This is a genomic window from Mitsuaria sp. 7 (genome assembly GCF_001653795.1).
Lineage (GTDB): Bacteria > Pseudomonadota > Gammaproteobacteria > Burkholderiales > Burkholderiaceae_C > Roseateles.
Genome location: NZ_CP011514.1, coordinates 1,130,052 through 1,150,168 on the forward strand (window position 1 = coordinate 1,130,052; position 20,117 = coordinate 1,150,168).

Annotated in this window: 17 protein-coding genes; 9 read left to right on the top strand and 8 right to left on the bottom strand. The window is 67.9% G+C overall.

Features of this window, described 5'->3' with window-relative positions:
- Positions 1 to 2: 2 nt before the first annotated feature.
- Both ABE85_RS04995 and ABE85_RS05000 read right to left on the bottom strand, forming a co-directional pair.
- Positions 3 to 2,249 (bottom strand): TonB-dependent siderophore receptor, encoded by a 2,247-nt coding sequence (locus tag ABE85_RS04995; RefSeq protein WP_067270665.1) that lies wholly within the window; start codon positions 2,247 to 2,249, stop codon positions 3 to 5.
- 265 nt (positions 2,250 to 2,514) lie between these two features.
- Entirely contained in the window at positions 2,515 to 3,090 is a 576-nt protein-coding gene (locus ABE85_RS05000; RefSeq protein ID WP_067270669.1) for a cysteine dioxygenase, read from the bottom strand.
- Positions 3,091 to 3,225: 135 nt separating this feature from the next.
- Between ABE85_RS05000 and ABE85_RS05005 the strand changes: the two genes are divergently transcribed.
- From ABE85_RS05005 to ABE85_RS05020, 4 genes are all read left to right on the top strand, one after another.
- Positions 3,226 to 4,311, top strand: coding sequence for an LLM class flavin-dependent oxidoreductase (locus ABE85_RS05005; RefSeq protein WP_067270673.1), 1,086 nt, complete (start codon positions 3,226 to 3,228; stop codon positions 4,309 to 4,311).
- Positions 4,312 to 4,348: 37 nt separating this feature from the next.
- A complete protein-coding gene (locus tag ABE85_RS05010) occupies positions 4,349 to 5,305 on the top strand; it encodes an ABC transporter substrate-binding protein (protein WP_067270676.1) in 957 nt (318 codons plus the stop codon).
- Positions 5,306 to 5,320: 15 nt separating this feature from the next.
- Positions 5,321 to 6,196: a helix-turn-helix transcriptional regulator gene (locus ABE85_RS05015; protein WP_067270679.1), complete on the top strand. Its 876-nt coding sequence runs from the start codon at positions 5,321 to 5,323 to the stop codon at positions 6,194 to 6,196.
- Between the two features lie 191 nt (positions 6,197 to 6,387).
- Positions 6,388 to 7,128: an SDR family NAD(P)-dependent oxidoreductase gene (locus ABE85_RS05020; RefSeq protein WP_067281906.1), complete on the top strand. Its 741-nt coding sequence runs from the start codon at positions 6,388 to 6,390 to the stop codon at positions 7,126 to 7,128.
- Between the two features lie 67 nt (positions 7,129 to 7,195).
- Here the strand turns inward: ABE85_RS05020 and ABE85_RS05025 are convergent, their stop codons facing one another.
- Positions 7,196 to 8,074 (bottom strand): SDR family oxidoreductase, encoded by an 879-nt coding sequence (locus tag ABE85_RS05025; protein WP_067270683.1) that lies wholly within the window; start codon positions 8,072 to 8,074, stop codon positions 7,196 to 7,198.
- A gap of 121 nt (positions 8,075 to 8,195) precedes the next feature.
- Here ABE85_RS05025 and ABE85_RS05030 point away from each other — a divergent pair, with 121 nt between their 5' ends.
- Positions 8,196 to 9,089, top strand: coding sequence for a LysR family transcriptional regulator (locus ABE85_RS05030; protein WP_067270686.1), 894 nt, complete (start codon positions 8,196 to 8,198; stop codon positions 9,087 to 9,089).
- Between the two features lies 1 nt (position 9,090).
- Here the strand turns inward: ABE85_RS05030 and ABE85_RS05035 are convergent, their stop codons facing one another.
- The 3 genes from ABE85_RS05035 to ABE85_RS05045 all read right to left on the bottom strand — a co-directional run bounded on the left by ABE85_RS05035 (position 9,091) and on the right by ABE85_RS05045 (position 11,377).
- On the bottom strand, positions 9,091 to 9,309 hold the full coding sequence (locus tag ABE85_RS05035; RefSeq protein ID WP_067270690.1) for a hypothetical protein: 219 nt from the start codon (positions 9,307 to 9,309) through the stop codon (positions 9,091 to 9,093).
- Positions 9,310 to 9,443: 134 nt separating this feature from the next.
- Positions 9,444 to 10,880 carry an MFS transporter gene (locus ABE85_RS05040; RefSeq protein WP_067270693.1) on the bottom strand — a complete coding sequence of 479 codons (1,437 nt, stop codon included), beginning with the start codon at positions 10,878 to 10,880 and terminating at the stop codon, positions 9,444 to 9,446.
- A 23-nt stretch (positions 10,881 to 10,903) separates the two neighbouring features.
- Positions 10,904 to 11,377, bottom strand: a complete 474-nt coding sequence (locus ABE85_RS05045; protein ID WP_067270696.1) for a nuclear transport factor 2 family protein — start codon at positions 11,375 to 11,377, stop codon at positions 10,904 to 10,906.
- A gap of 256 nt (positions 11,378 to 11,633) precedes the next feature.
- Between ABE85_RS05045 and ABE85_RS05050 the strand changes: the two genes are divergently transcribed.
- On the top strand, positions 11,634 to 12,263 hold the full coding sequence (locus ABE85_RS05050) for a TetR/AcrR family transcriptional regulator (RefSeq protein WP_067270699.1): 630 nt from the start codon (positions 11,634 to 11,636) through the stop codon (positions 12,261 to 12,263).
- A 21-nt stretch (positions 12,264 to 12,284) separates the two neighbouring features.
- On the opposite strand, the gene ABE85_RS05055 is transcribed toward ABE85_RS05050, so the two are convergent.
- Positions 12,285 to 12,977: an aspartate/glutamate racemase family protein gene (locus tag ABE85_RS05055; protein WP_067270702.1), complete on the bottom strand. Its 693-nt coding sequence runs from the start codon at positions 12,975 to 12,977 to the stop codon at positions 12,285 to 12,287.
- 132 nt (positions 12,978 to 13,109) lie between these two features.
- On the opposite strand from ABE85_RS05055, the gene ABE85_RS05060 reads away from it, so the two are divergent.
- Positions 13,110 to 13,691, top strand: coding sequence for a hypothetical protein (locus tag ABE85_RS05060; RefSeq protein ID WP_067270705.1), 582 nt, complete (start codon positions 13,110 to 13,112; stop codon positions 13,689 to 13,691).
- 95 nt (positions 13,692 to 13,786) lie between these two features.
- Here ABE85_RS05060 and ABE85_RS05065 read toward each other — a convergent pair whose 3' ends face one another.
- Entirely contained in the window at positions 13,787 to 15,955 is a 2,169-nt protein-coding gene (locus ABE85_RS05065) for a TonB-dependent siderophore receptor (RefSeq protein WP_231993232.1), read from the bottom strand.
- 404 nt (positions 15,956 to 16,359) lie between these two features.
- On the opposite strand from ABE85_RS05065, the gene ABE85_RS05070 reads away from it, so the two are divergent.
- Both ABE85_RS05070 and ABE85_RS05075 read left to right on the top strand, forming a co-directional pair.
- Positions 16,360 to 18,543 carry a TonB-dependent receptor gene (locus ABE85_RS05070; protein ID WP_067270711.1) on the top strand — a complete coding sequence of 728 codons (2,184 nt, stop codon included), beginning with the start codon at positions 16,360 to 16,362 and terminating at the stop codon, positions 18,541 to 18,543.
- 85 nt (positions 18,544 to 18,628) lie between these two features.
- Complete coding sequence (locus ABE85_RS05075) at positions 18,629 to 20,107, top strand: hypothetical protein (RefSeq protein ID WP_067270713.1); 1,479 nt, start codon at positions 18,629 to 18,631, stop codon at positions 20,105 to 20,107.
- Positions 20,108 to 20,117: the final 10 nt, after the last annotated feature.

Here is a 20,117-nt window from a genome sequence, read left to right on the forward strand (position 1 = left end):
GCTCAGAACCGGTAGGTCGCGTTGACCGACACCGCGCGCGGGGCGCCCCAGGAGTAGGTCGAGTAGTAGCTGAAGATCGTGTAGTACTTCTTGTCGAAGAGGTTGGTCACGTTGACCGACGCCGACAGGTTCTTGTTGAACTCGTAGCTCGCCATCGCGTCGAAGATCCAGTAGCCATCGACGGTGTGCTTCACCATGCCGCCGCCGGGCGTGCTGATGTCGCCCCAGGTCTTGTCCTGCCAGCGCGCGCCGCCGCCCACGCGCAGGCCGTTCAGAGCGCCGCCCAGCGCGCCGTCGAGCTTGTGCGTGGTGTACAGGCTGAACTGGTTGGCCGGCGTGAGCGTCGTGACGCGCTCGCCCTGCTGCTTGGACACGCTGTGCGTGTAGCCCGCCTGCAGCTGCCAACTCGGCGTGATCTGGCCGGAGATCTCGAACTCCACGCCCTTGGTCTTGATGCCGTCGGCCGCGCGATAGGCAACGCCGCCGGTGGGCGTCTTGCCGCCGGTCTCGATCGCGAAGTTGTCCTGCTGCAGCTGGAAGTAGGCCGCCGACGCGTTCAGGCGGCCGTTCAGCCACGACGCCTTCGCGCCCGCTTCGTAGTTCTTGCCGCGCAGCGGATCCAGCGTGCGGCCCGCCTCGTCCTGGGAGGACTGCGGCGAGAAGATGTCGGTGTAGCTCGCGTAGAGCGCGTACTCGCGGGTCAGGTCCCAGACCGCGCCGACATAGGGGATGAACACGCCGGACTCGTCCAGCCCCTGCGCCTTGTTGCGGTAGGCGGACCAGCGGCCGCCGGTGATCAGCTTCAGGTCGGCGGGCAGGTTCCAGCGCGCGGCGGCGTAGAGGCCGCGCTCGCGCGTCGTCTCGTCGTTGGTGAAGTCGGGCGTGCCGTGCCACACGGGCTCGGGCACCTGGCCGTTCCACTGGTAGTAGTTGGGCACGTTCACGTCGTAGCCGTCGGCGAGGTAGTAGCCGTCGTTCTTCCACTGCCGGCGGGCCAGGCTGCCGCCCACCACCAGTTCGTGCTTGCGGCCGGCCAGCGTGAAGGGGCCGGTGGCGTAGACGTCGGCGGCGTCGCTGGTCGTCTTGCCGATGTACTGGCCGATCCACATCGACACGCCGGCGCCGGTCGCCGGGTCGGGGAAGCCCGAGGCGCCCGCGCCGAGGTTGGCGTCGTAGCCGTTGATCTGGTGATTCAGCTGCAGCTTGGCGACCCAGCCGCTGTCGAAGTTGTGCTCCAGCGTCGCGAAGCCGGTGCGGGTGTACTGCTCCCAGCGGCTCCAGGTCGCGCCGTTGTTGAAGGAGCGCGGCCGGTCGTTGAACTCGCCCAGCGAATTCAGCAGCGGGATGCCGCCCCAGCTCGAGCCCTTGGGCTTGCTGTCCAGGTAGTCGAAGCCGACGGTGAGCAGCGTGTCGGGGGTCAGGTCGGCCTCGACGATGCCGTAGAGCACGGTGGTCTTGCGCTCGTAGTGGTCGACCTGCGACTGGCGGTCGGTGTAGGCGGCGACGCCGCGTGCACGGAGGCTGCCGCTCTCGTTGAGCGCGCCGCCGACGTCGACCTCGCTGCGCCAGGTGCCCCAGCTGCCGATGCCGGCCGAGGCGTGGCCGCGGAACTCGCGCGTGGGCTTCTTGCGGATCAGGTTGATCGTGGCGCCGGGCGAGCCGCTGCCGGTGAGCAGGCCGGTCGCGCCCTTGAGCACTTCCACGCGGTCGTAGATCGAGGTGTCGCTGAGCGTGTTGCCCGCGGAGTAGGACGAGTCCCGCGTCATCGGCACGCCGTCGTACTGGAAGTTCTGGACCGCGAAGCCGCGCGAGTAGTACTCGGTGCGCTCGCTGTCGTAGGTGACGATGCTGATGCCCGGGGTCTGGGCCATCACGTCGTCGATGGAGGTGAGGTTGAAGTCGTCCATCTTCTGGCGCGTGATCACGCTGATGGACTGCGGCGTCTCCTTGGGCGAAAGCACCAGGCGCGTCGCCGTGGCGATGGTGCCGGAGGCGTAGGAGCCGGACTTCTCGGTGATCTCGCCGAGGCGGTTGGCGTTGACGGTGACCGCGGGCAGCGCGACGTCGGCCGCGGTGGCCGAAGCCGCCGATGCTGCGGGCGCAGCGGGTGCGGCAGCCGCGGGCTTGGCCGGCGCTTCCTGCGCCAGGACGGGCGTGGAGATCAGCAGACCGGCGCCGGACAGGGCGACGACGAGCGAGGGAAACGCAGGGCGGGGCAAGCCGCGCGAGGACCGGAGCGAAGTGGACATGGCAGGGCGTCTCCTGCCGTGGCCCTCAACGAAGGGGCATCACGTCGGCCTGTGCCGCGGAGATCGGGGGTGGGAGTGGGACATGGTCGAGCGGACCGCGAGTTGTTGATAATAATTCTCAATTGAGAAGTTTCTCATTTGAGTTGATCGCGTATTCGCACGACGCGATGTCCAGTCGCACGGATGCGACGGTGGACGACCTCGGTCGGACTCCCTCTCCCGCAACGCGGGAGAGGGTGGGGGTGAGGGCCAGCGGCCGTGGAAGTCAGGCCAGTGCCGAATACCCCGAAACGAAGCGATGCGGCGTGCCATCGGCGTCGTAGGTCGACCGCTCGATGCGGCCGATGTCCGCGCCGTAGACGTGGATGCTGATGGAGACCTGACCCTCGACCGCGTTGTGGACGCGATGGATGTCCCCGAGCCGCGGCGAGACCGCCTCGACCTGACCCGGTGACAGGCGCACCGGCGGACCCTCCGGCACCAGCTCATGCGGCCCGGTGAAGCGGTACCCCTGCGAGACCTCCGCGCCGCGCAGCATGCCGATCAGCCCCCAGACGGTGTGGTCGTGGATGGGCGTGGCCTGACCCGGTCCCCAGACGAAGGACACGATGGAGAAGCGTCCCTGCGGGTCCACATGCAGCGGGTACTGCCGATAGCGATCGGCGCCCGGCCGCGCATGGCTCGACGGCAGCCAGTCGTCGTGCGCGACGAGCTCGGCGAGCAGCGGGCGCAGCGTCGTCAACAGCTCGGACTCGCGCAGGCCTTTGCCGATCAATGCCTCGACGGCGGCGATGAACCGTTGCAAGGGCTCCGGTGGCACGGGCTGGCGAAGGGCGCTCATGCGTCGCAGTGTGGGCGCCGTCGTGGCCGCCGTGAATCCTGCAATCCGAGCATGGAAAGTCGGATTCGTTCTTTGCCGCGGACGGCGCGGATCTCTACGTTCCGTTCCTGTCAGACCAACGCAGAGGCCACCGGCATGAGCATCCAATTCATCGGCATGATCCAGTCGCAGAAGACGTCCGAAATCCACCCGGCCAGCGGCCCGGTGGTGGATCCGGATTACGTGACCGCCTTCGCCCAGGCGCACGAGGCGGCGGGCTTCGACCGCATCCTCGTGCCGCACCATTCGACGGGACCCAGCGCGCAGCTGACGATCGCCCACGCGGCGGCGCACACCTCGCGCATCGGTTTCCTGCTGGCGCACCGGCCCGGCTTCATCGCGCCGACGCTGGCCGCGCGCGAGCTCGCGACGCTCGACCAGTTCACCGGCGGCCGGCTGGCGGTGCATGTGATCTCCGGCGGCTCGGACGCCGAGCAGCGCCGCGATGGCGACTACCTCGACCACGACCAGCGCTACGAGCGGACCGACGAATACGTCGGTCTGCTGCGACAGCTCTGGACCAGCGATCAGCCCTTCGATCACGAAGGCACGCACTACCGCTTCGACGGCGGCTTCAGCGAGGTCAAGCCGCGCCAGCAGCCGCACCTCCCAGTGTTCTTCGGCGGCGCGTCCGACGCGGCGCTGCCGGTGGCCGGCAAGCATGCGGATGTCTATGCGCTCTGGGGCGAATCGCTGGAACAGACCGCCGACCTGACGCGGCGCGTGCGCGCGGAGGCGGCGCGCCATGGGCGGAGCATCGGGTTCTCTGTGTCCTTCCGGCCGATCCTGGCGGATACCGAGGAGGCCGCCTGGGCCCGCGCAGAGCGCATCCTCGAGGACACACGCCGCCTGCGCGTCGCCGCCGGCTACAGCCGCGGCGGACCGCAGCAGAGCGAGGGGGCGCGGCGCCTGCTCGCCGCGGCGGAGAAGGGCAGCCGCGTCGACAAGCGCCTGTGGACCGAGATCGCGCGCGAGACCGGCGCGCGGCACAACAGCACCGCGCTGGTCGGCACGCCGGAGCAGGTGGCCGAGGCGCTGCTCGACTACTACGACCTGGGCGTCACGACCTTCCTGATCCGCGGCTTCGATCCGCTGGAGGACGCGATCGACTACGGCCGCGAGTTGATCCCGCGCACACGGGCGCTCGTCGAGCAGCGCCTCGCGCAGCGCCGGGCGGCTTGATCCCGGTTCGCATTTCCTTCTCCGCTTCGAGGACTGCATGAGTTCCCATTCCAACGACTTCTCGCGCCGCCGGGCGCTCACCGGCGGAGCCGCACTCGCGGCATTGGCTGCCATTCCCTACGTGCGCTCCGTGCGCGCACAGGGCCGCATCGTGGTGAAGGCCGGCGACCAGAAGGGCAATCTGCGCGCGTTGCTCGAGGCGGCGGATGAACTCCGCCAGCTGCCCTACGAGATCCAGTGGAGCGAGTTCCCCGCCGCCGCGCCGCTGGCCGAGGCGCTCAACGCGGAGGCCGTGGACTTCGGCCCGATCGGCGACGCGCCGCTGCTCTTCGCGATCGCCGCGGGCACGCGCATCAAGGCCTTCGCCGTGAACCGCTCCGATGCCTACGGCACGGCGGTGCTGGTGCGGCCGGACTCGCCGTTCAAGACGGCCGCCGACCTCAAGGGCAAGTCCATCGGCACGAACCGCGGCTCGATCGGGCACTTCATCGCGCTGAAGGCGCTGGCGTCGGCGGGGCTCAAGCCGGACGACGCGCAGGTCCGCTTCCTGCCGCCTGCGGAGGCGAAGCTCGCATTGACGCAGGGCTCGCTGGACGCGTGGGCGACGTGGGAGCCCTACACCGCGCTCGCGGAAACCGCGGGTCACGCCCGCGTGCTGGTGAGCGGGCGAGGGCAGTGGTCCGGGCTCAGCTTCCTGGCGGCGACCGACAAGGCGCTTGCAACCAAACGCGAGGCGCTGGCCGACCTGGCGCAGCGCGTGAAGCGCGCTCAGGCCTGGTCCTATCAGCACGTGCCGGAGTTCTCCGCGGCGCTGGCACGCATCATCGGCATCCCCGTCGAGGCCGCGCGCCTGCAGTTCGAGCGCCGCGCCACGCGCTGGATCGCGCTCGACGACCAGGTGCTCGCGGACCAGCAGCGCAGCGCGGATTTCTATCTGAGCGTGGGGCTGCTGAAACAGCGCCTGGATGTGAGACCGACCATCACGCTGGTGTGAGCGTCAGAATGCGGCATGCAACCAGCTGCCGAACTCCCTGAGAACCTGCTGAGCGTGACCAGCGCCAGCCGCACGTGGGCGGGCGTGAACGTCATCGCGGCGGAATTCGTCTGTGCCGGACGGGTCATGTATCAGGTGCCTCACCAGGAAGAGGCGCGACTCGGCATGATCTACGAGGAAGTGGGCACCCATCGTTCCGAGCCTCGATTGAATCGGGATGCCGCGTGTCCGGTCGACTACAAGCCGCGGCAGATCAACTATGTGCCCGCGGGGATGACGATCTGGGGATTCAGCGAGGACGCGCGACACGTCAAGGACGTGAGGCTGGGTTTCGACGTGGCCGCGCTCAGCGAACGCTGCCACCTGTCGCACACCGGCGGACTGGCGCAGACGCCGCTCCTGCGTTTCTCGGACGAGCGGATCATGACCTTGATGAAGCTGCTGGCCGATGCCGTCCCCGATCCCGATCCTTCGGTCCAGCTGTACGGGGATGCGCTCGTCACCGCGCTCGCGGTCCGCTTCCTCGGCCGGACGGACCCTCGCGGCGCGAAGGCGGGATCGAAGCTGTCGCCGCTCCAGTTGAGGGACGCCTTGAGCTTCCTCGAAGCCCACATGCCGCAGCGCGTGGAACTGGCCGCCTTGGCGAAGCTCGCGGGCCTGTCACCGTCGCACTACAACCGGGCGTTCAAGGCATCCACGGGTCTCGCCCCTTACCAGTGGCAGCTGCAGGCGCGGATCCAGCGTGCCCAGGCGCTGATGCTGGACAGCGCCGGCTCCCTGGAGGACATCGCCGAAGCGACCGGGTTTGCCGATGCGGTGCACTTCGGGCGGACCTTCCGCCGGTTGACCGGAGCGACGCCGTCGGCGTGGCGGAAGGACCGTCTCAGCTGACGCGCTGATCCACGATCCTTCGCGTCGATCTGCGACATCGGGCGACACCGGGTGACGAGCAATTCCAGGCGGATTCGAGCAATCGCGATCATTGTCCCGACGGCCCACGCGGTCGACACTTTTCCTTTGTCGGCGGAGACGACGGCGGGTATTCCATCCGCCGCCGGCCCGACTGAATCGAAGGAATGGACATGATCGACTTGAAGGGAAAGCGCGCGTTGGTGACCGGCGGATCGCGGGGCATAGGCGCGGCCATCGCCACGGCCCTGGCGGAGAACGGCGCCGAAGTGGCTTTCACTTATCGGCATTCGGCCGACAAGGCGCTGGCGCTGGCGCGCGCCATCGAGGGCACGGGACGTCGCGCCGTGGCGATCCAGGCCGACAGCGCGGATCCCGAGGCAATCACGCGCTCGGTGCGCGAGGCCGTCGCGGCGCTGGGCGGGATCGACATCCTCGTCAACAGCGCCGCCATCGGCCACAACGGTCTGATCGCCGATCTGGACCTGGGCGACTACCAGACCCTGATGGACACCAACGTGCGCGCCCCCGTGCTGTATGCCCAGGCCGTGATCCCGCATCTCGCCGAAGGCGGTCGGATCGTCTCGATCGGATCGGGGCTGGCGGAGCGGGTGCCGTTCCCCGGCGTCACCGCCTACGCGATGACGAAGGCGGCGCTGCTTGCCTTCACTCGCGGCCTGTCGCGCGAGCTGGGTCCGAAAGGCATCACGGTGAACATCGTCCATCCGGGATCCACCGACACGGACGCCAATCCCGCGGACGGCCCGGCCGCCGATTTCCAGCGCGGCATGACCTCGCTGGGTCGCTTCGGCCAGCCGAAGGAAATCGCAAACGCGGTGGTCTTCCTTGCCAGTCCCGCAGCGAGCGTGATCACGGGCGCGTCGCTGGTCGCGGACGCCGGGGCGATCGCCTGATTTCGCGAAACGGGGGGCGCCGTTCACCGCACCTGCTGGAACTCGATGGCGACGGGTCATCTCTCGTTCATTCGGCAGACCTGTCTGCGGCCTTCGACTCGAACTTCGCCAGCTCGCTGTCCGTGAAGTCCGCCGACAGGGCGACGGCCTGCTGCCTTTCCAATTCCGCGAGACGTGTCGACAGCGCCTGCCTGACATTCGCGTACGAGTCCGCGCCCAGCACCAGGCGTCGGGGCAGCGGGTCGCGACGATCGACGATCTCCAGCATCGACGTCGTCATCCGGTCCGGGTCGCCTTTGATGACCCAGCTGCCATCGAGCCCGTCGCGCAGCTGCTGCACCGGCGTGTCTTGGTAGGCCGGCGTGGGCGCCGTCTTCACGAGGTTGGTCCCGAACTCCGTGCGGGCCGGCCCGGGCTCCACGAGCGTGATCTCGATGCCGAACGAGGCGACCTCCTGGCACACCGCCTCCACGAAACCTTCCACGCCCCACTTGGTCGCGTGATACAGGCTGAAGCCGGGATAGGCGCATTGGCCGCCTTCGCTCGAGATCTGCAGGACGCGTCCGCCGCCTTGCGCACGCAGGTGCGGCAGCGCCGAGCGGATCAGCGCGATGGCGCCGATGAGGTTCACGTCGATGATGTCGCGCAGCTGGCGATCGTCCGTTTCCTCGGCCGCGCCGAAGACGCCGTAGCCCGCGTTGCTGACCAGGATGTCGATGCGCCCCGCGCGCTGGAACGCGTCGTCCACGGCGCCGCGGACTGCGGCCGGATCCTTGAGCTCGAGGGCCACGATCCGCAGACGCTCCGGATGATTCGCGCGCAGATCGGGCAGGGCATTGGCGTTGCGGCTCGTGCCGATGACTTGATCGCCGCGTGACAGCGCCTTCTCGGCCAGCAGCCGGCCGATGCCGCTGGATACGCCGGTGATGAACCAGGTCTTGCTCATGCTTCGTTCCTGAAAGAATGGGATGGCCTTCAGCGTAGGTCCGCGTGCCTCCCGGATTGACCTGCCTCCGCGAACAGGCTGATGAAACCAGGCCATCAATCCCGCAGGAGTCTTCAACGACATGCCCCGTCCTTCCTTCAACGACCTGAACGCGTTCGTCCTGGTGGCGACGCACCGCAACTTCCGGCGCGCGGCGGAGGAGGTCGGGGTGGCGCCTTCCACGCTCAGCCACGCGATGAAGTCGCTGGAGAAGAGCCTGGGCGTGCGCCTGCTCAACCGGACCACGCGCAGCGTCGCGCTGACCGAGGCCGGCGAGCGGCTCTTCACCCGGCTGACGCCGGTGCTGGAAGACGTGGACGCCGCGCTGGCGGAGGCGTCCGCCACGCGCGGCGTGCCGGCCGGGACCGTGCGCCTCAATGCGCCGGAGACGGCGGCCTGGCTCCTGGTGCGGGAGGTGGTGCCGTGGGTGCTGGACCGGTTCGTCGACGTGTCGGTGGACCTGGTCACCGAGGGCCGCTTCGTGGACATCGTCGAGGCCGGCTTCGATGCCGGCGTGCGTCTGGGCGAGTCGGTGCCGCAGGACATGGTGGCGGTGAGATTCGGCGGCGACATCCGCTTCGTGACCGTCGCGTCGCCCAACTACCTGAAACGGGCGGGCCCGCCGACCTCGCCGCAGGACCTGCAGCGTCACGCCGGCATCCGGCACCGGATGCCGAGCGGCAAGCTGTACCGCTGGGAGTTCGAGCGCCGCGGCGAGAAGCTCGCCATCGATGTCCCGGGTCGCCTGACCCTGAACAGCATCGCGCTGATGGTGGAAGCGGCGCTCGAGGACCGGGGCATCGCGTATGTGCCGGAACCCGCGGTGGCGCCTTATCTCCGCAGCGGACGGCTGGAGACGGTCCTGGACGACTGGTGCCCGCCGGGGCCAGGTCTTGTCCTCTACTACCCGGGCCATCGGCAGGTGCCGTCGGCGCTCCAGGCGTTCATCCAGGTCCTGCGCGAGCGGCTGCCGTAGCTCAGTGCGGATCGGGGCGCCGGCGCGGGTCCCTGCGGGCCTGTGGCCTGGCGCTGCCATGCCAGGCGAGGGCGGCGCTGCAGGCCAGCAGCAGCGCCGATCCCAGGAAGTTGCCCAAGGCCTCTTCCGGCTGCGACGGTTGGAGTTCCCATCCCACCCGCGCATTCCACACCGCGATCGCCGCCAAGGCCACCGCCGCCACCGTGTGCGTGACTCGCATCCCGACTCCTCGTTCTTGTCAGGAAATCGTAGCCGGGAAATGTTCGGTAGCGAACATAGGACGTGGCGAAGTGGCCTCGTGGCTCCCCGGATCGAGGGGGATGGACCGCCGGCGAACACGCGGGAGGCGCCCCTTCAGGTCGACGCGAGCCTCGCCGCGACGCGAGCGCTCGACCTCGAAGCAACGATCGAGAAGATCGCCGCCACGCTCAGGCTGGCCCCGATGCACAGCATGGCGACCATCAGCGCCCGGGCCATGGACGCCGCACCCGGTGACGTGCCCGCGACGCTGAAGAACACGCCGCCGATGACTGCCACGCCGAGCGCCGCACTGATCTGCAAGGCTGAATTCGTGATGCCGGCGATCATCCCGGAACCGGTCGCCGGCGCGCGATTGATGATGGCGCGGACGAGCGTCGGCAACGCCCACCCTTGACCGAAGCCCAGCAGTCCGACCGCGGCGATCAGCGGACCTTGAGCCGGCATCTGTCCGGGCGTCGCCGCCACCAGCACGGCGAGGAGCACGCACCCGGCCACTTCGAGCAGCATGCCGATGGCGGGCATCCGGTCGCCGAAGACGCGGGTGGCCAGCGGCGTCGTCAACGGCCCGATGAAGGCGCCGACACCGAACGGCAGGAACACCAGCCCCGTCGCCAGGGGGCTCAAGCCGATCGCCGACTGCAGGTAGACGGAGAACACCAGGAAGAAGGCGGAGACGACGTAGAAGAAGAGCACGCCCGTGAGGCCGCTCATCAAGCCAGGCATGCGCACGAGGTCGACGCTGACGAGCGGAACGCCGCCCCGGCGTGCGAAGGCCTTCTCGTATTGCCAGAAGCAGAAGCCGGCGAGCGGACACGCGATCAGCATCGCGCAGGCCCACCAGGGCCAGCCCCGCTCACGCCCTTCGACCAGCGGCACGATCAGCAGGCCCAGCGTGAGCGCGCACAGCAGCACGCCGATCCGGTCGATGGGCGCCGGGCTGTCGCCGCGGACGTCGGGCAGCAAGGGCAGGCCGAAGATCAGGACCGCGACCACCACGGGCAGGTTGATGAGGAAGATGATTCGCCACTCGAGGTGGAGGATGTCCGCGGAGATCAACGCACCGCCCAGCGCCTGCGCGGCGACCGCCGCCAGCCCGACCGCCGCGCCGTAAAGGCCCAGCGCGCGTGAACGCTCCTGCTCCGGGAAGAGGGCGTGGATGGAGGCCAGCCCCTGCGGCGCCATGGCGGCGGCGCTAAGGCCTTGAAGCACCCGCCCGATGATCAGCATGGCGGGCGACGTTGCGAGGCCGCACATCACCGACGTCAGTCCGAAGCCGGTGATGCCGATCAGGAAGATCCGGCGCCGGCCGAAGAGGTCGCCCAGCCGTCCTCCGGTGATGAGGAAGACCGCATACGCCGCGGCATAGCCGGAGATCACGAGTTGCAGTTCTGCAGCGCTTGTTTGGAGCGTGCCTTGGATGGACGGCAGGGCGACATTCACGATGAAGAAGTCCAGCGGAGGCAGGAACGCCCCCACCAGCAACACCGCGAACGCCGACCACCGACGCGTGGCGGAGGTCGTCGTTTGCATGAGCTTGATGGCCGCGGTTCGGATCAGGCCGGGCGGCCGAAACGTTCTGTTCCCATGATGGGGACCCAGTTCTGGAGCGGGACGGCGTAGTGCATGGTGAAGGTGCGCTCCAGGAAAGCCCAGCGGCCGTCGCGCCGCTGATAGACGTCGCGGTACTGGCCGCTCACCTGCAGCGGCCCCTGGTCGACGTCGTAGAAGATGCAGTCCGCGGCGACCAGACCGTGGCCGTTGTCGCCGTCCACGGTGATCAGCGCATTCGCCATCCAGTGATGCATGTGGGGCATGCGTTTCATGTTGACGCTCGCCTGCGCCAGGATGGCCTCGAGTCCCTCGGCGTTGCCGTTCGCGCCCAGGAGCAGTCGCGACTCGGGATGCCAGAGGGTCGCCAGCAGTTCCTCGTTCATGGTGTCGAACGCCTCGGCGTAGTTGGCGATCAGCGCATCGATCGCGAAGCGGCTTTCGATCGCATCCAGGCGTGCTTCAAGTTCTTTGGACATGGGGGCTCCTGATTGAATACCGATTGGTACAAAAATAGAGAAAAAAATGCGAGGTCGTGTGAACACCTCGCCTGCGCTGATTTACGTATCGAGCGGTACAAATATAAGGCAGCGTCGAAGGCCGTGTCAACGGACTTGTGCGCGACGCGTCGTCGTGCGGAAGCGTATTGAGGACGACGGCATGGGGCGGAGGGCCGTGTGTTGTCCGATGATTGTGTATCGATTAGTATGTATCTTTTGACTGTGGGAGATCTCCATGGCTCAGCGGGGCCGACCACGCACCTTCGACCGCGATGCGGCGGTCACTTCGGCGATGCACCTGTTCTGGGAGCACGGCTTTGAATCGACGTCCTTGTCGCAGCTGAAGGCGGCGATGGGCGAGGGGATCTCCGCGCCCAGCTTCTACGCGGCCTTCGAGTCCAAGGAGGCGCTGTACAAGGAGGCCCTGGAGCGGTACATGGCGATCTACGGCAACCTGACCCGGAGCCTGCATGACACGTCGGTCCCGCCGCGGGAGGGCGTGTTCCTGGCGCTGCAACGGTCGGCGAAGATGCAGACGGAGAGCGGGCATCCGAAGGGCTGCATGGTGGCGCTGGGCGTCGTCGGCGCCGCCTCCACGGGCAGCGAGGCCGTCACCCAGCTGCTGCGGGAGGTGCGCAGTCGCACCCGCGCCGGCTTCCGCGCCTGCGTGGAGCGGGGCATCAAGAGCGGGGAGCTGCGCGACACCACGGATCCGGCGTCGCTGGCCATCGCGTTCGACAGCTTCTTCCAGGGCCTGTCGGTGCTCGCCCGCGATCGCGTCCGGCACGCCGTCATCGAGAAGGCCGTGACCGAGGCGATGGGGATGTGGGATGCCGCGACGGATCGGGCGACTCCGGCCCGATAGCGCGTGAAGCGAGGCGCCCGGTCAGGGCGCCAGCGCCAGCTCGATCGCGGACTCGCAGTGGATCAGCGTCGTGTCGAAGACCGGCACGGACACGTTGCCGGCGTCGAGCAGCATCCCGACCTCCGTGCAGCCGAGGATCATGCAATCCGCGCCGCCACTCACCAGGTGGCGCGCGACGTCCTCGAACCTCGATCGGCTGGGGCTCGTCGTGATGTCCTTGCAGAGCTCGTCGTAGATGATGCGATGCACGTCCGCGCGATCGTCGTCGTCGGGAATCAGGGGCTGCAGCCCGGCCGCCTTGAGGCGATCGACGTAGAAGCTCTGCTCCATCGTGAACGCCGTCGCGATGAGACCTGGTGTCTTGAGCGCGGACTTCCTGATGCGATCCGCCGTGGCGTCCGCGATGTGCAGCAATGGGATACCCACGCCAGCCATCATCTGGTCGGCCAGCTTGTGCATCGTGTTCGTGGCCAGGACGATGAAGTCGGCGCCGGCGCGTTCCAGGGCCTTGGCCTCCGCGTTCAGGATCTCGCCGGCTTCGTCCCAGCGTCCCTTGGCCTGCAGTTGCTCGATCGTCGCGAAATCGAGCGACCTGATGAGCAGCTCCGGGGAGTGCAGGCCGCCGAGACGCCGACGCGTGATCTCGCACAGCTGGCGGTAGTAGATCTGCGTCGAGGCCGCTGACATGCCGCCGAGGATTCCAATGAGCTTCATGGCGGTTCGGGTCGAATGTGGTTGCTGGGGTGGATGAGAGGCCAGCGTAGCACCCGGGCTCAGCCAGGCAACTCGGAGATGCGCGCAATCTACTAGTTGGTAGATAATGCAGTCAAGCCACGAGGATTCCCCATGACCGGCATCCGAGCACTTCCATCGACGCCTTACGTTCCGCCTACCGCCGCGAGGCCCGGCAGCGGGGCGCTGGCGAGCGCGACTGCAGCTGCGGCTGACTTCCCGACCGTGATGCGGGATCACCACAAGAAGCTGATATCGCCGACGGAGCCCACCAAGGCGCGCCCCAGGCCGGAGACGGACCTGCTCGCGACGATGTCGCGCCGGCCGGACATCGAAGCGATGATCGAACGGCAGCATGCGGCCAGGAAGGCGTCGTTGTGCGCCAAGGGTCCGGCCGTCGCGAGAGGTGATGACGACGATGCCGATCTCTGCGACGAGCACCACGAAGATCCGCCCGCGTGGCGGGTGGATCCCTGTGGGCACGGTCCTGTCCATGGCGCGCCGGTCGAATGCGCACCCATGGCGGAACCCAAGGCAACGCTGGTCACGAATTTCGTCCTTTGGTATCCGTTCGAAGCGGCTCGAACCACCCTGTCGACGGTCAAGGCTCAGCCGCGGCGCAGGCGCAGGCCGGCTTCGGCCGAGCAACATCGTGTTGATCAGCAGCAGGCAGAGGTGGACGAGGGCGAGACCTGACTGCGGGAGAAGGCGGAGGCCCTCGGTCGGACTCCCTCTCCCGCTTGCGGGAGAGGGCAGGGGTGAGGGCCAGCAGCCTCACGCAGGAACCGACTTCAGAGTTCGATCTTCGCGTTGATCCCCAGCGTCCGCGGCGCACCGACGAACGTGTACCCCGACGCCAGGAACCCCCAGTAGTTCCGGTTGAACACGTTGTCCACGCCCGCGCGCAGCGTCACCGGGTGGCTGGCGACGCGCGTCTGGTAGCTCACGCCCAGGTTGACCAGCGAGTAGCTCGGCAGCCGGTACTTGTTGCTGGCGTCCGCCGTGAGGCCGTCGAAGTAGTGCACTTCGGCATTCGCGCTCAAGCCGTCAACACCTGGCACCTTCTGAGTGACGCCGACTGACGCCTGCCACTTCGGGATGCCCTCCAGGCGGTTGCCTTCAAGGCTCGGATCGGTCCGGCGGTAGGTGCCGGTTGTGTAGGCGGCGCTCGCGGTCACGCGCGTTCCCGTGTCCACGTTGACGTAGCCGTTCAGCTCTGCCCCGCGCAGCCGCACCTGACCGTTGGAGACATAGTAGTTCTGTGCGTTCGCGTACTCCGCGCCGCGGTCGATCTCGAACAGCGCGCCCGTCACGCCCCAGCCGCGGCCGTCGTGCTTGGCGCCCACCTCGTACTGCTTGCTCTTCAGCGGCGCCAGCACCTCGTCGGCGTTCGCGTAGGTCGTGCCGACCGTGCTGCCTTGCTCGAGCGCCTCCACATAGCTCGCGTACACCAGCGTGTCCGCGCGCGGACGGAACATCACCGCCACCGTCGGCGTGACCGGCGTCTTCTTGTACTGGTTGGTCACCGCGCCGGCGGTGTTGTACGAGGTCTGGTCGTAGTCCGAGTAGCGCAGGCCCAGCAGCACCGACCACTGGTCCGAGAACGCCACCGTGTCGCTGGCGAAGACCGCCTTCTGCGCCGAGTGGTAGTTGTGATACTGCAGCGAGTCGTCGTAGCTGCCGTTCCACGGCAGCGGCGTGATCGGCTGGTAGAGGTTCTCGTCGCCGATCGGCGTGTAGAGCGACTTGGGCACCGTCTGCTTGTTCAAGCCCTGCCACGCCAGACCCGCCGTCACCTGGTGCTGGATGCCGGCCGTCGTGAAGCTGCCTTCGAGCAGCGCCTGCGCCTGCTCGTAGGTCGCCGCGCCTTGCGCCTTGTTCAGGTAGACCGTGTAGTCGCCGGACTCGTTGAGCAGGCCCATCCACTGGCCCGAGTAGCGGCGGCGATCCTGGCTGCGGCTGACGTCCACCTTGGCCGTCCACGTCGGATCGATCTTCCACTGCAGGCCCGTGGACACGAAGAACACGTTGGAGTTGAAGAAGGTCGTGTCGTGCGCGTTCAGGTCCTTGCGGCCGCTCGGTGCCTTCGGGATCTGCGTGCCGGTGAAGTCGTCCAGGAAGAAGTCCTGCACGCCGCCCTGGACCCGACGTGATTGATAGATCGCGTCCGCGGTCCAGGTCAGCGACGAGGTGAGCCTGGCATCCACCGAAACCGAACCCGAGTTGCGCTGCACCTGCGCGCCGTTGTAGGTCTCGCCCTGCTCGTGCGTGAGGTTGAGGCGATAGCCGTAGCGATCGGCATCTCCGTCGCCGAAGCCGACGCGGCCGCCCGCGTCGACGTGCTCGCTGAAGACGCCGTCGGACCGGTAGCCCACGTCGACGCTCAGCAGCGGCTTGTCCGTCGGCTTCTTGGTGACGAAGTTGATGATGCCGCCCGGCGCGCCGAAGCCGTACATGAAGCCCGACGAGCCCTTGAGCAGCTGCACCGACTCGAAGGTCTCGATCGGCAGCTCGACCGTGGTCATGAAGAACGGCAGGCCGTTGATCTTGTAGCCGTTGTAATCGTCCAGCGGAATGCCGCGTACGTTGATCGAATACGCGTTGAATGAATACGTGTCGCCCAGCGACATCACCGACGCATCGTTGGCGAAGACCTTGCCCAGCGACTTCACCTGGCGCGCGTCGAGGTCCTCCGCATCGACCTGGCGGACGGAGAAGGGCGTCTCCAGTTCAGACCTGGCACCGAGCGCGCCGGCGCCCAGCGAGCGCGTGCGCGTGCCTTGCACCGTCACGGTGGAGAGCGCCGTGCCAGCGCTGCTGCTTGTCCCTGCGGCGCTGGAGGCGTCGGGCGTGTTCTGAGCGCCCGTCGCGACGTCGGCGCCGGGCTGGGCCGACGCGCTACCGACCGTGCCGAACGAACCGGCGAGAAGGCTGGCGACCGCGAGGGAAACTGCTTTCAAATGGGCTTGCATTATTCTCAGGCGTTAATAAGACGTGAATATGTGCGATTACTGCAAAATGCTTTGCGGCTCACGTTTCACTCTATTCAGACGCTTGAAAATCCAGAGAAACCTTTCGGCGTATCGATATTCGATCGAGGGTGGTGGAACTGCGCTAGCCCCAGGGGAAATGAGCCGCAGAGCGCCCTGGGCCGCCGCTTGTGCGTATATCGATGCGCCGATTCCTTCGTCGCACGGAATCAGCGCGATTCCTAAAGTCGCCGCTGGCCCGGAAATACAACGGCCACCTTCGCCGCCCGCCACGGATGTGCACGGACCGGCCGGAGTCAGATCAACAAATGAAGAAGATCGGGATCGGTATGCGAGTGGGTAAACACGTGGGTGTGCGAAATGAATTGAAAGCGGTGTCGGCGGCCGTGCTGGCGGTGCTGGGCAGTTCGGCGATGGCGCAGGGCGCGCCCGCCGCCGCGGCCTCGGCGGCCACGCTGGACCGCGTCGAGGTGACCGCGCAGCGACGCGTCGAATCGGCGCAGGAGGTGGGCGTGGCGATTAGCGTGCTGTCCGGCGACGAGCTGCGCGCCAAGGGAATCACCAGCGTCAACAAGCTGCAGAACGAGATCCCCAGCCTGGAGATCGAGCCCGCCTTCGGCAGCGGCCAGCCGCAGTTCCGCATCCGCGGCATCGGCTTCCAGGACTACGGCAGCAACAACTCCTCGCCGGTCGGCGTCTACCTGGACGAGGTGTCCTTCGCCTTCCCGGTTCAGACGCAAGGCCTGCTGTTCGACCTCGAACGCGTCGAGGTGCTGCGCGGTCCGCAGGGCACGCTCTACGGCAAGAACACCACCGGCGGCGCGATCAACTTCGTGTCCAAGGCGCCGACGAAGCAGACCGAGTTCGGCGGCTCCGTCGGCATCGGCTCCTTCGGCGCGAAGACGGCGCAGGGCTTCGTCTCCGGCGCGCTCGGCGACACGGTGCGCGGCCGGCTCTCCGCCGCCACCGAGCAGGACGGCGGCTGGCAGCGCAACCGGACCACGGGTCAGAAGCTCGGCGACAAGAACATCAGCGCGCTGCGCGGCCAGCTCGAATGGGACGTGACCCGCGACCTGACCGCGAAGCTCAGCATCAACCACAACGTCGACAAGTCCGATGTCCAGGGGCTCTACCTCTTCACGGCGCGACCCACGTACGGCTTCGCCGCCGACACGAACCGCCGCGCGACCGGCTGGGGCTTCGCGAGCGACTTCGCCGCGCTGGTCGGCGAATCGGCCGACGCCAAGCCGCACAAGGACAACAGCGCCACCAACGTCGCACTGACCTTGAACTGGGACCTGGGCGCCACGCAGCTGACGAGCATCACCGCGCACCAGCGCTTCGATCGCAAGGAACTCGCGGACTGGGACGGCACCGAGATCAACCACTCCGACGTGTTCTGGAAGGACAAGGCGACCACGCTGAGCCAGGAGTTGCGCCTCGCGTCAAAGGGCACGGGCAGCTTCAACTGGGTCGGCGGCGTGTACGCGTCGCGCGAGAAGCTCAGCGAGGACTGGACCACCGACTTCCGCCGCGACTACGGCCTGATCACGCGAACGCGCTACGACCAGACCGGCCGCACCTGGGCCGTGTTCGGGCAGGTGGACCAGGCGCTGAGCAGCGATCTGAAGCTGGTCGCCGGCCTGCGCCAGGAGCATGAGAAGCGCGCCATCGACGACTTCAGCACCAACACCACGCCGGTCATCGCCGGGCTGGGCGTCAACGGCGCGGCGCAGTCGCTGTCGAAGAACAACACCTCGGGCAAGCTGGCGCTGGAATACACGCCGGCGGCGGGGCAGCTGCTGTACGGCTCGATCAGCCGCGGCGTGAAGTCCGGCGGCATCACCGCGCACAACACCTTCAACACGCTGGCGCTGGAGCCGTTCCAGCCCGAGAAGCTGCTGGCCTTCGAGCTCGGCTACAAGGCCGACCTGAGCCGCAGCCTGCGCGTCAACACGGCGATCTTCCATTACGACTACCGCGACCAGCAGTTCCAGGACGTGACCACGACCGCCACCGGCGCGCTGGTCGGCAAGATCATCAACATCGACAAGTCCAAGGTCGACGGCGGCGAGGTCGAGGTGCAGTGGCGTCCGCTGGCGGGGCTCAGCATCGGGCAGGCGCTGGGCTACAAGCGCGCGAAGTTCGACCGCTTCAACTCGCCGCTGCTGGGCGACCTGTCCGGTCGCGACCAGTTCCTGCCCAAGGTCAGCTACGGCGGCAACGTCGCGTATGCGTGGACGGCGGCCAGCTTCGACTGGCGCGTCGCGGCGGACTACAGCTATCACGCGAAGTACCCGTCGTGGCTGAACCTGCTCAACGTCGACGGCGGCAAGACCTACGACATCCCGAGCTACTGGCTCGCCAACGCGCGGGTGGAGGTGGCGCCGGTGAGCTCGCCGTGGTCGCTGCAGCTCGGCGTGCAGAACCTGTTCGACAAGCAGTACGACCTGACGCGCAACTTCTTCGGCAACCGGCCGAGCACGAAGGACGATTTGAATGTCGCCGCAGCGGGCGCCCCGAGGACAGTGACACTCACTCTGAGCTACAACTACTAGATCGCGGCCACGACCCCGCTTCGGATGCATCGCTGCACCTGAATCGGGGCGCGGCAAGGGTGTTGCTGTTCAGGGAAGGATCGTCATGCTGCTGAATGACGAATTGGGGAATCCGTTCCGTGCGGGGTCTGCGGACGTGCGCGCGGGGATCAACGATTTCATCGGGGGTCTGCTCGCGTACGAGACGCGCGCGGAGGGCATCCTGGCCGCCGCGCAGGCGCATCCGGATACCGTGCTGGCGCAGGTCTACGCGGGCTGGTTGTGGATGTTCCTGGAGTCACCCCAGGGACCGCCGCAGGCGCGGCCGTTCCTGCAGGCCGCCGAGCGGGCGCTGCGCGATCAACCCTCCGCCAGTGCCTCCGATGGCGCCGCCGCGTCGCCGGAGGCTCGCGCGGCCGCGGAGCGCGAGGCCCGGCACGTGAAGCTGCTGGCGCATTGGGTCGACGGCGACGTGCCCGCCGCGCAGCGCGAGGCCGATGCCTTGATCGAGCGCTTCCCGCGCGATCTGCTCGTGGTGAAGCTGCGCCAGTACTTCGCTTTCAACCGGGGCGACTCGCCGGCGATGCTGCGCGCGATCCTGCGCGTGCTGCCGCAGCATGCAGAGAACGCCTATGCGCATGGCATGGCCGCCTTCGCGTATGAGCAGTGCCACCTGCTGGAGGAAGCCGAAGCGGCCGCGCGTCGCGCGCTGGCGCTGCGGGCCGACGAGCGCGAGCCGTGGGCGCAGCACGCGCTTGCGCATGTGCTGCTGACGACCGGCCGGATCGAGGAGGGCACCCGCCTGCTCGAAGGCTGGCGCCCGGGCTGGACCGGCTTGAACTCGTTCATGTCCACGCATCTGGCCTGGCATCTGGCGCTGTTCTACCTCGCGCGCGGACGAGACGAGGAAGCACTCGCGCTCTACGACGGCGCGGTGTGGGGCGTGTCGAGGAGCTACTCGCAGGACCAGGCCGGCGCGGTGCAGTTGCTCGCGCGCCTGGAGTGGTGCGGCGTCGACGTCGGCGACCGGTGGTCGGAACTGGCCGGCTTCATCGCTGAACGCGGCATCGACACGGTCGAGCCCTTCCTGACGCTGCTGTATCTCTACGGCCTGGCGCGTGCCGCGCGGCCCGAAGCGGAGGCGCTGCTGGCGGCGGTGCGCGAGGCCGACCACGGTCGCCGCGCCGTGTGGGCCGACGTCGTCTGGCCCGCGGCGAACGGTCTGGTCGCGCATGCGCGCGGTGAGCCGGAGCGCGCCTGGCACCCGCTGAGCCAGGCGCTGCCCGGCCTCGTGCACATCGGCGGCAGCCACGCGCAGCGCGACCTGTTCGCGCTGCTGCACGTCGACGCCGCCACGCATGCCGGCGAGCTGGTCGATGCGCAGCAGGCGCTGGAAGCGAAGCGGCGCGTCGATCCGGATGAAGTGGCGATCAACCGCCGGCTCGCCGGGATCTATCGACAGCTCGATCTGCCAACGCTGGCGGACGAGGCGCGGCGGCGCGTGGCCCGAGTGACCAGAGAGACCCGAGTGACGGGAGTGACGGGAGTGACCGGAGTGACGGCAGAATCCGGTCCGCGCGCATGACGATGGGAGA

Bases quoted from the DNA above. Each gene is read 5' to 3' on its own strand.
- ABE85_RS05020 (WP_067281906.1), top strand. From the start codon at position 6,388: ATGATCGACTTGAAGGGAAAGCGCGCGTTGGTGACCGGCGGATCGCGG.
- ABE85_RS05040 (WP_067270693.1), bottom strand. From the start codon at position 10,880: ATGCAAACGACGACCTCCGCCACGCGTCGGTGGTCGGCGTTCGCGGTG.
- ABE85_RS05010 (WP_067270676.1), top strand. From the start codon at position 4,349: ATGAGTTCCCATTCCAACGACTTCTCGCGCCGCCGGGCGCTCACCGGC.
- ABE85_RS05035 (WP_067270690.1), bottom strand. From the start codon at position 9,309: ATGCGAGTCACGCACACGGTGGCGGCGGTGGCCTTGGCGGCGATCGCG.
- ABE85_RS05055 (WP_067270702.1), bottom strand. From the start codon at position 12,977: ATGAAGCTCATTGGAATCCTCGGCGGCATGTCAGCGGCCTCGACGCAG.
- ABE85_RS05000 (WP_067270669.1), bottom strand. From the start codon at position 3,090: ATGAGCGCCCTTCGCCAGCCCGTGCCACCGGAGCCCTTGCAACGGTTC.
- ABE85_RS05045 (WP_067270696.1), bottom strand. From the start codon at position 11,377: ATGTCCAAAGAACTTGAAGCACGCCTGGATGCGATCGAAAGCCGCTTC.
- ABE85_RS05030 (WP_067270686.1), top strand. From the start codon at position 8,196: ATGCCCCGTCCTTCCTTCAACGACCTGAACGCGTTCGTCCTGGTGGCG.
- ABE85_RS05015 (WP_067270679.1), top strand. From the start codon at position 5,321: ATGCAACCAGCTGCCGAACTCCCTGAGAACCTGCTGAGCGTGACCAGC.
- ABE85_RS05050 (WP_067270699.1), top strand. From the start codon at position 11,634: ATGGCTCAGCGGGGCCGACCACGCACCTTCGACCGCGATGCGGCGGTC.
- ABE85_RS05075 (WP_067270713.1), top strand. From the start codon at position 18,629: ATGCTGCTGAATGACGAATTGGGGAATCCGTTCCGTGCGGGGTCTGCG.
- ABE85_RS04995 (WP_067270665.1), bottom strand. From the start codon at position 2,249: ATGTCCACTTCGCTCCGGTCCTCGCGCGGCTTGCCCCGCCCTGCGTTT.
- ABE85_RS05025 (WP_067270683.1), bottom strand. From the start codon at position 8,074: ATGAGCAAGACCTGGTTCATCACCGGCGTATCCAGCGGCATCGGCCGG.
- ABE85_RS05005 (WP_067270673.1), top strand. From the start codon at position 3,226: ATGAGCATCCAATTCATCGGCATGATCCAGTCGCAGAAGACGTCCGAA.
- ABE85_RS05060 (WP_067270705.1), top strand. From the start codon at position 13,110: ATGACCGGCATCCGAGCACTTCCATCGACGCCTTACGTTCCGCCTACC.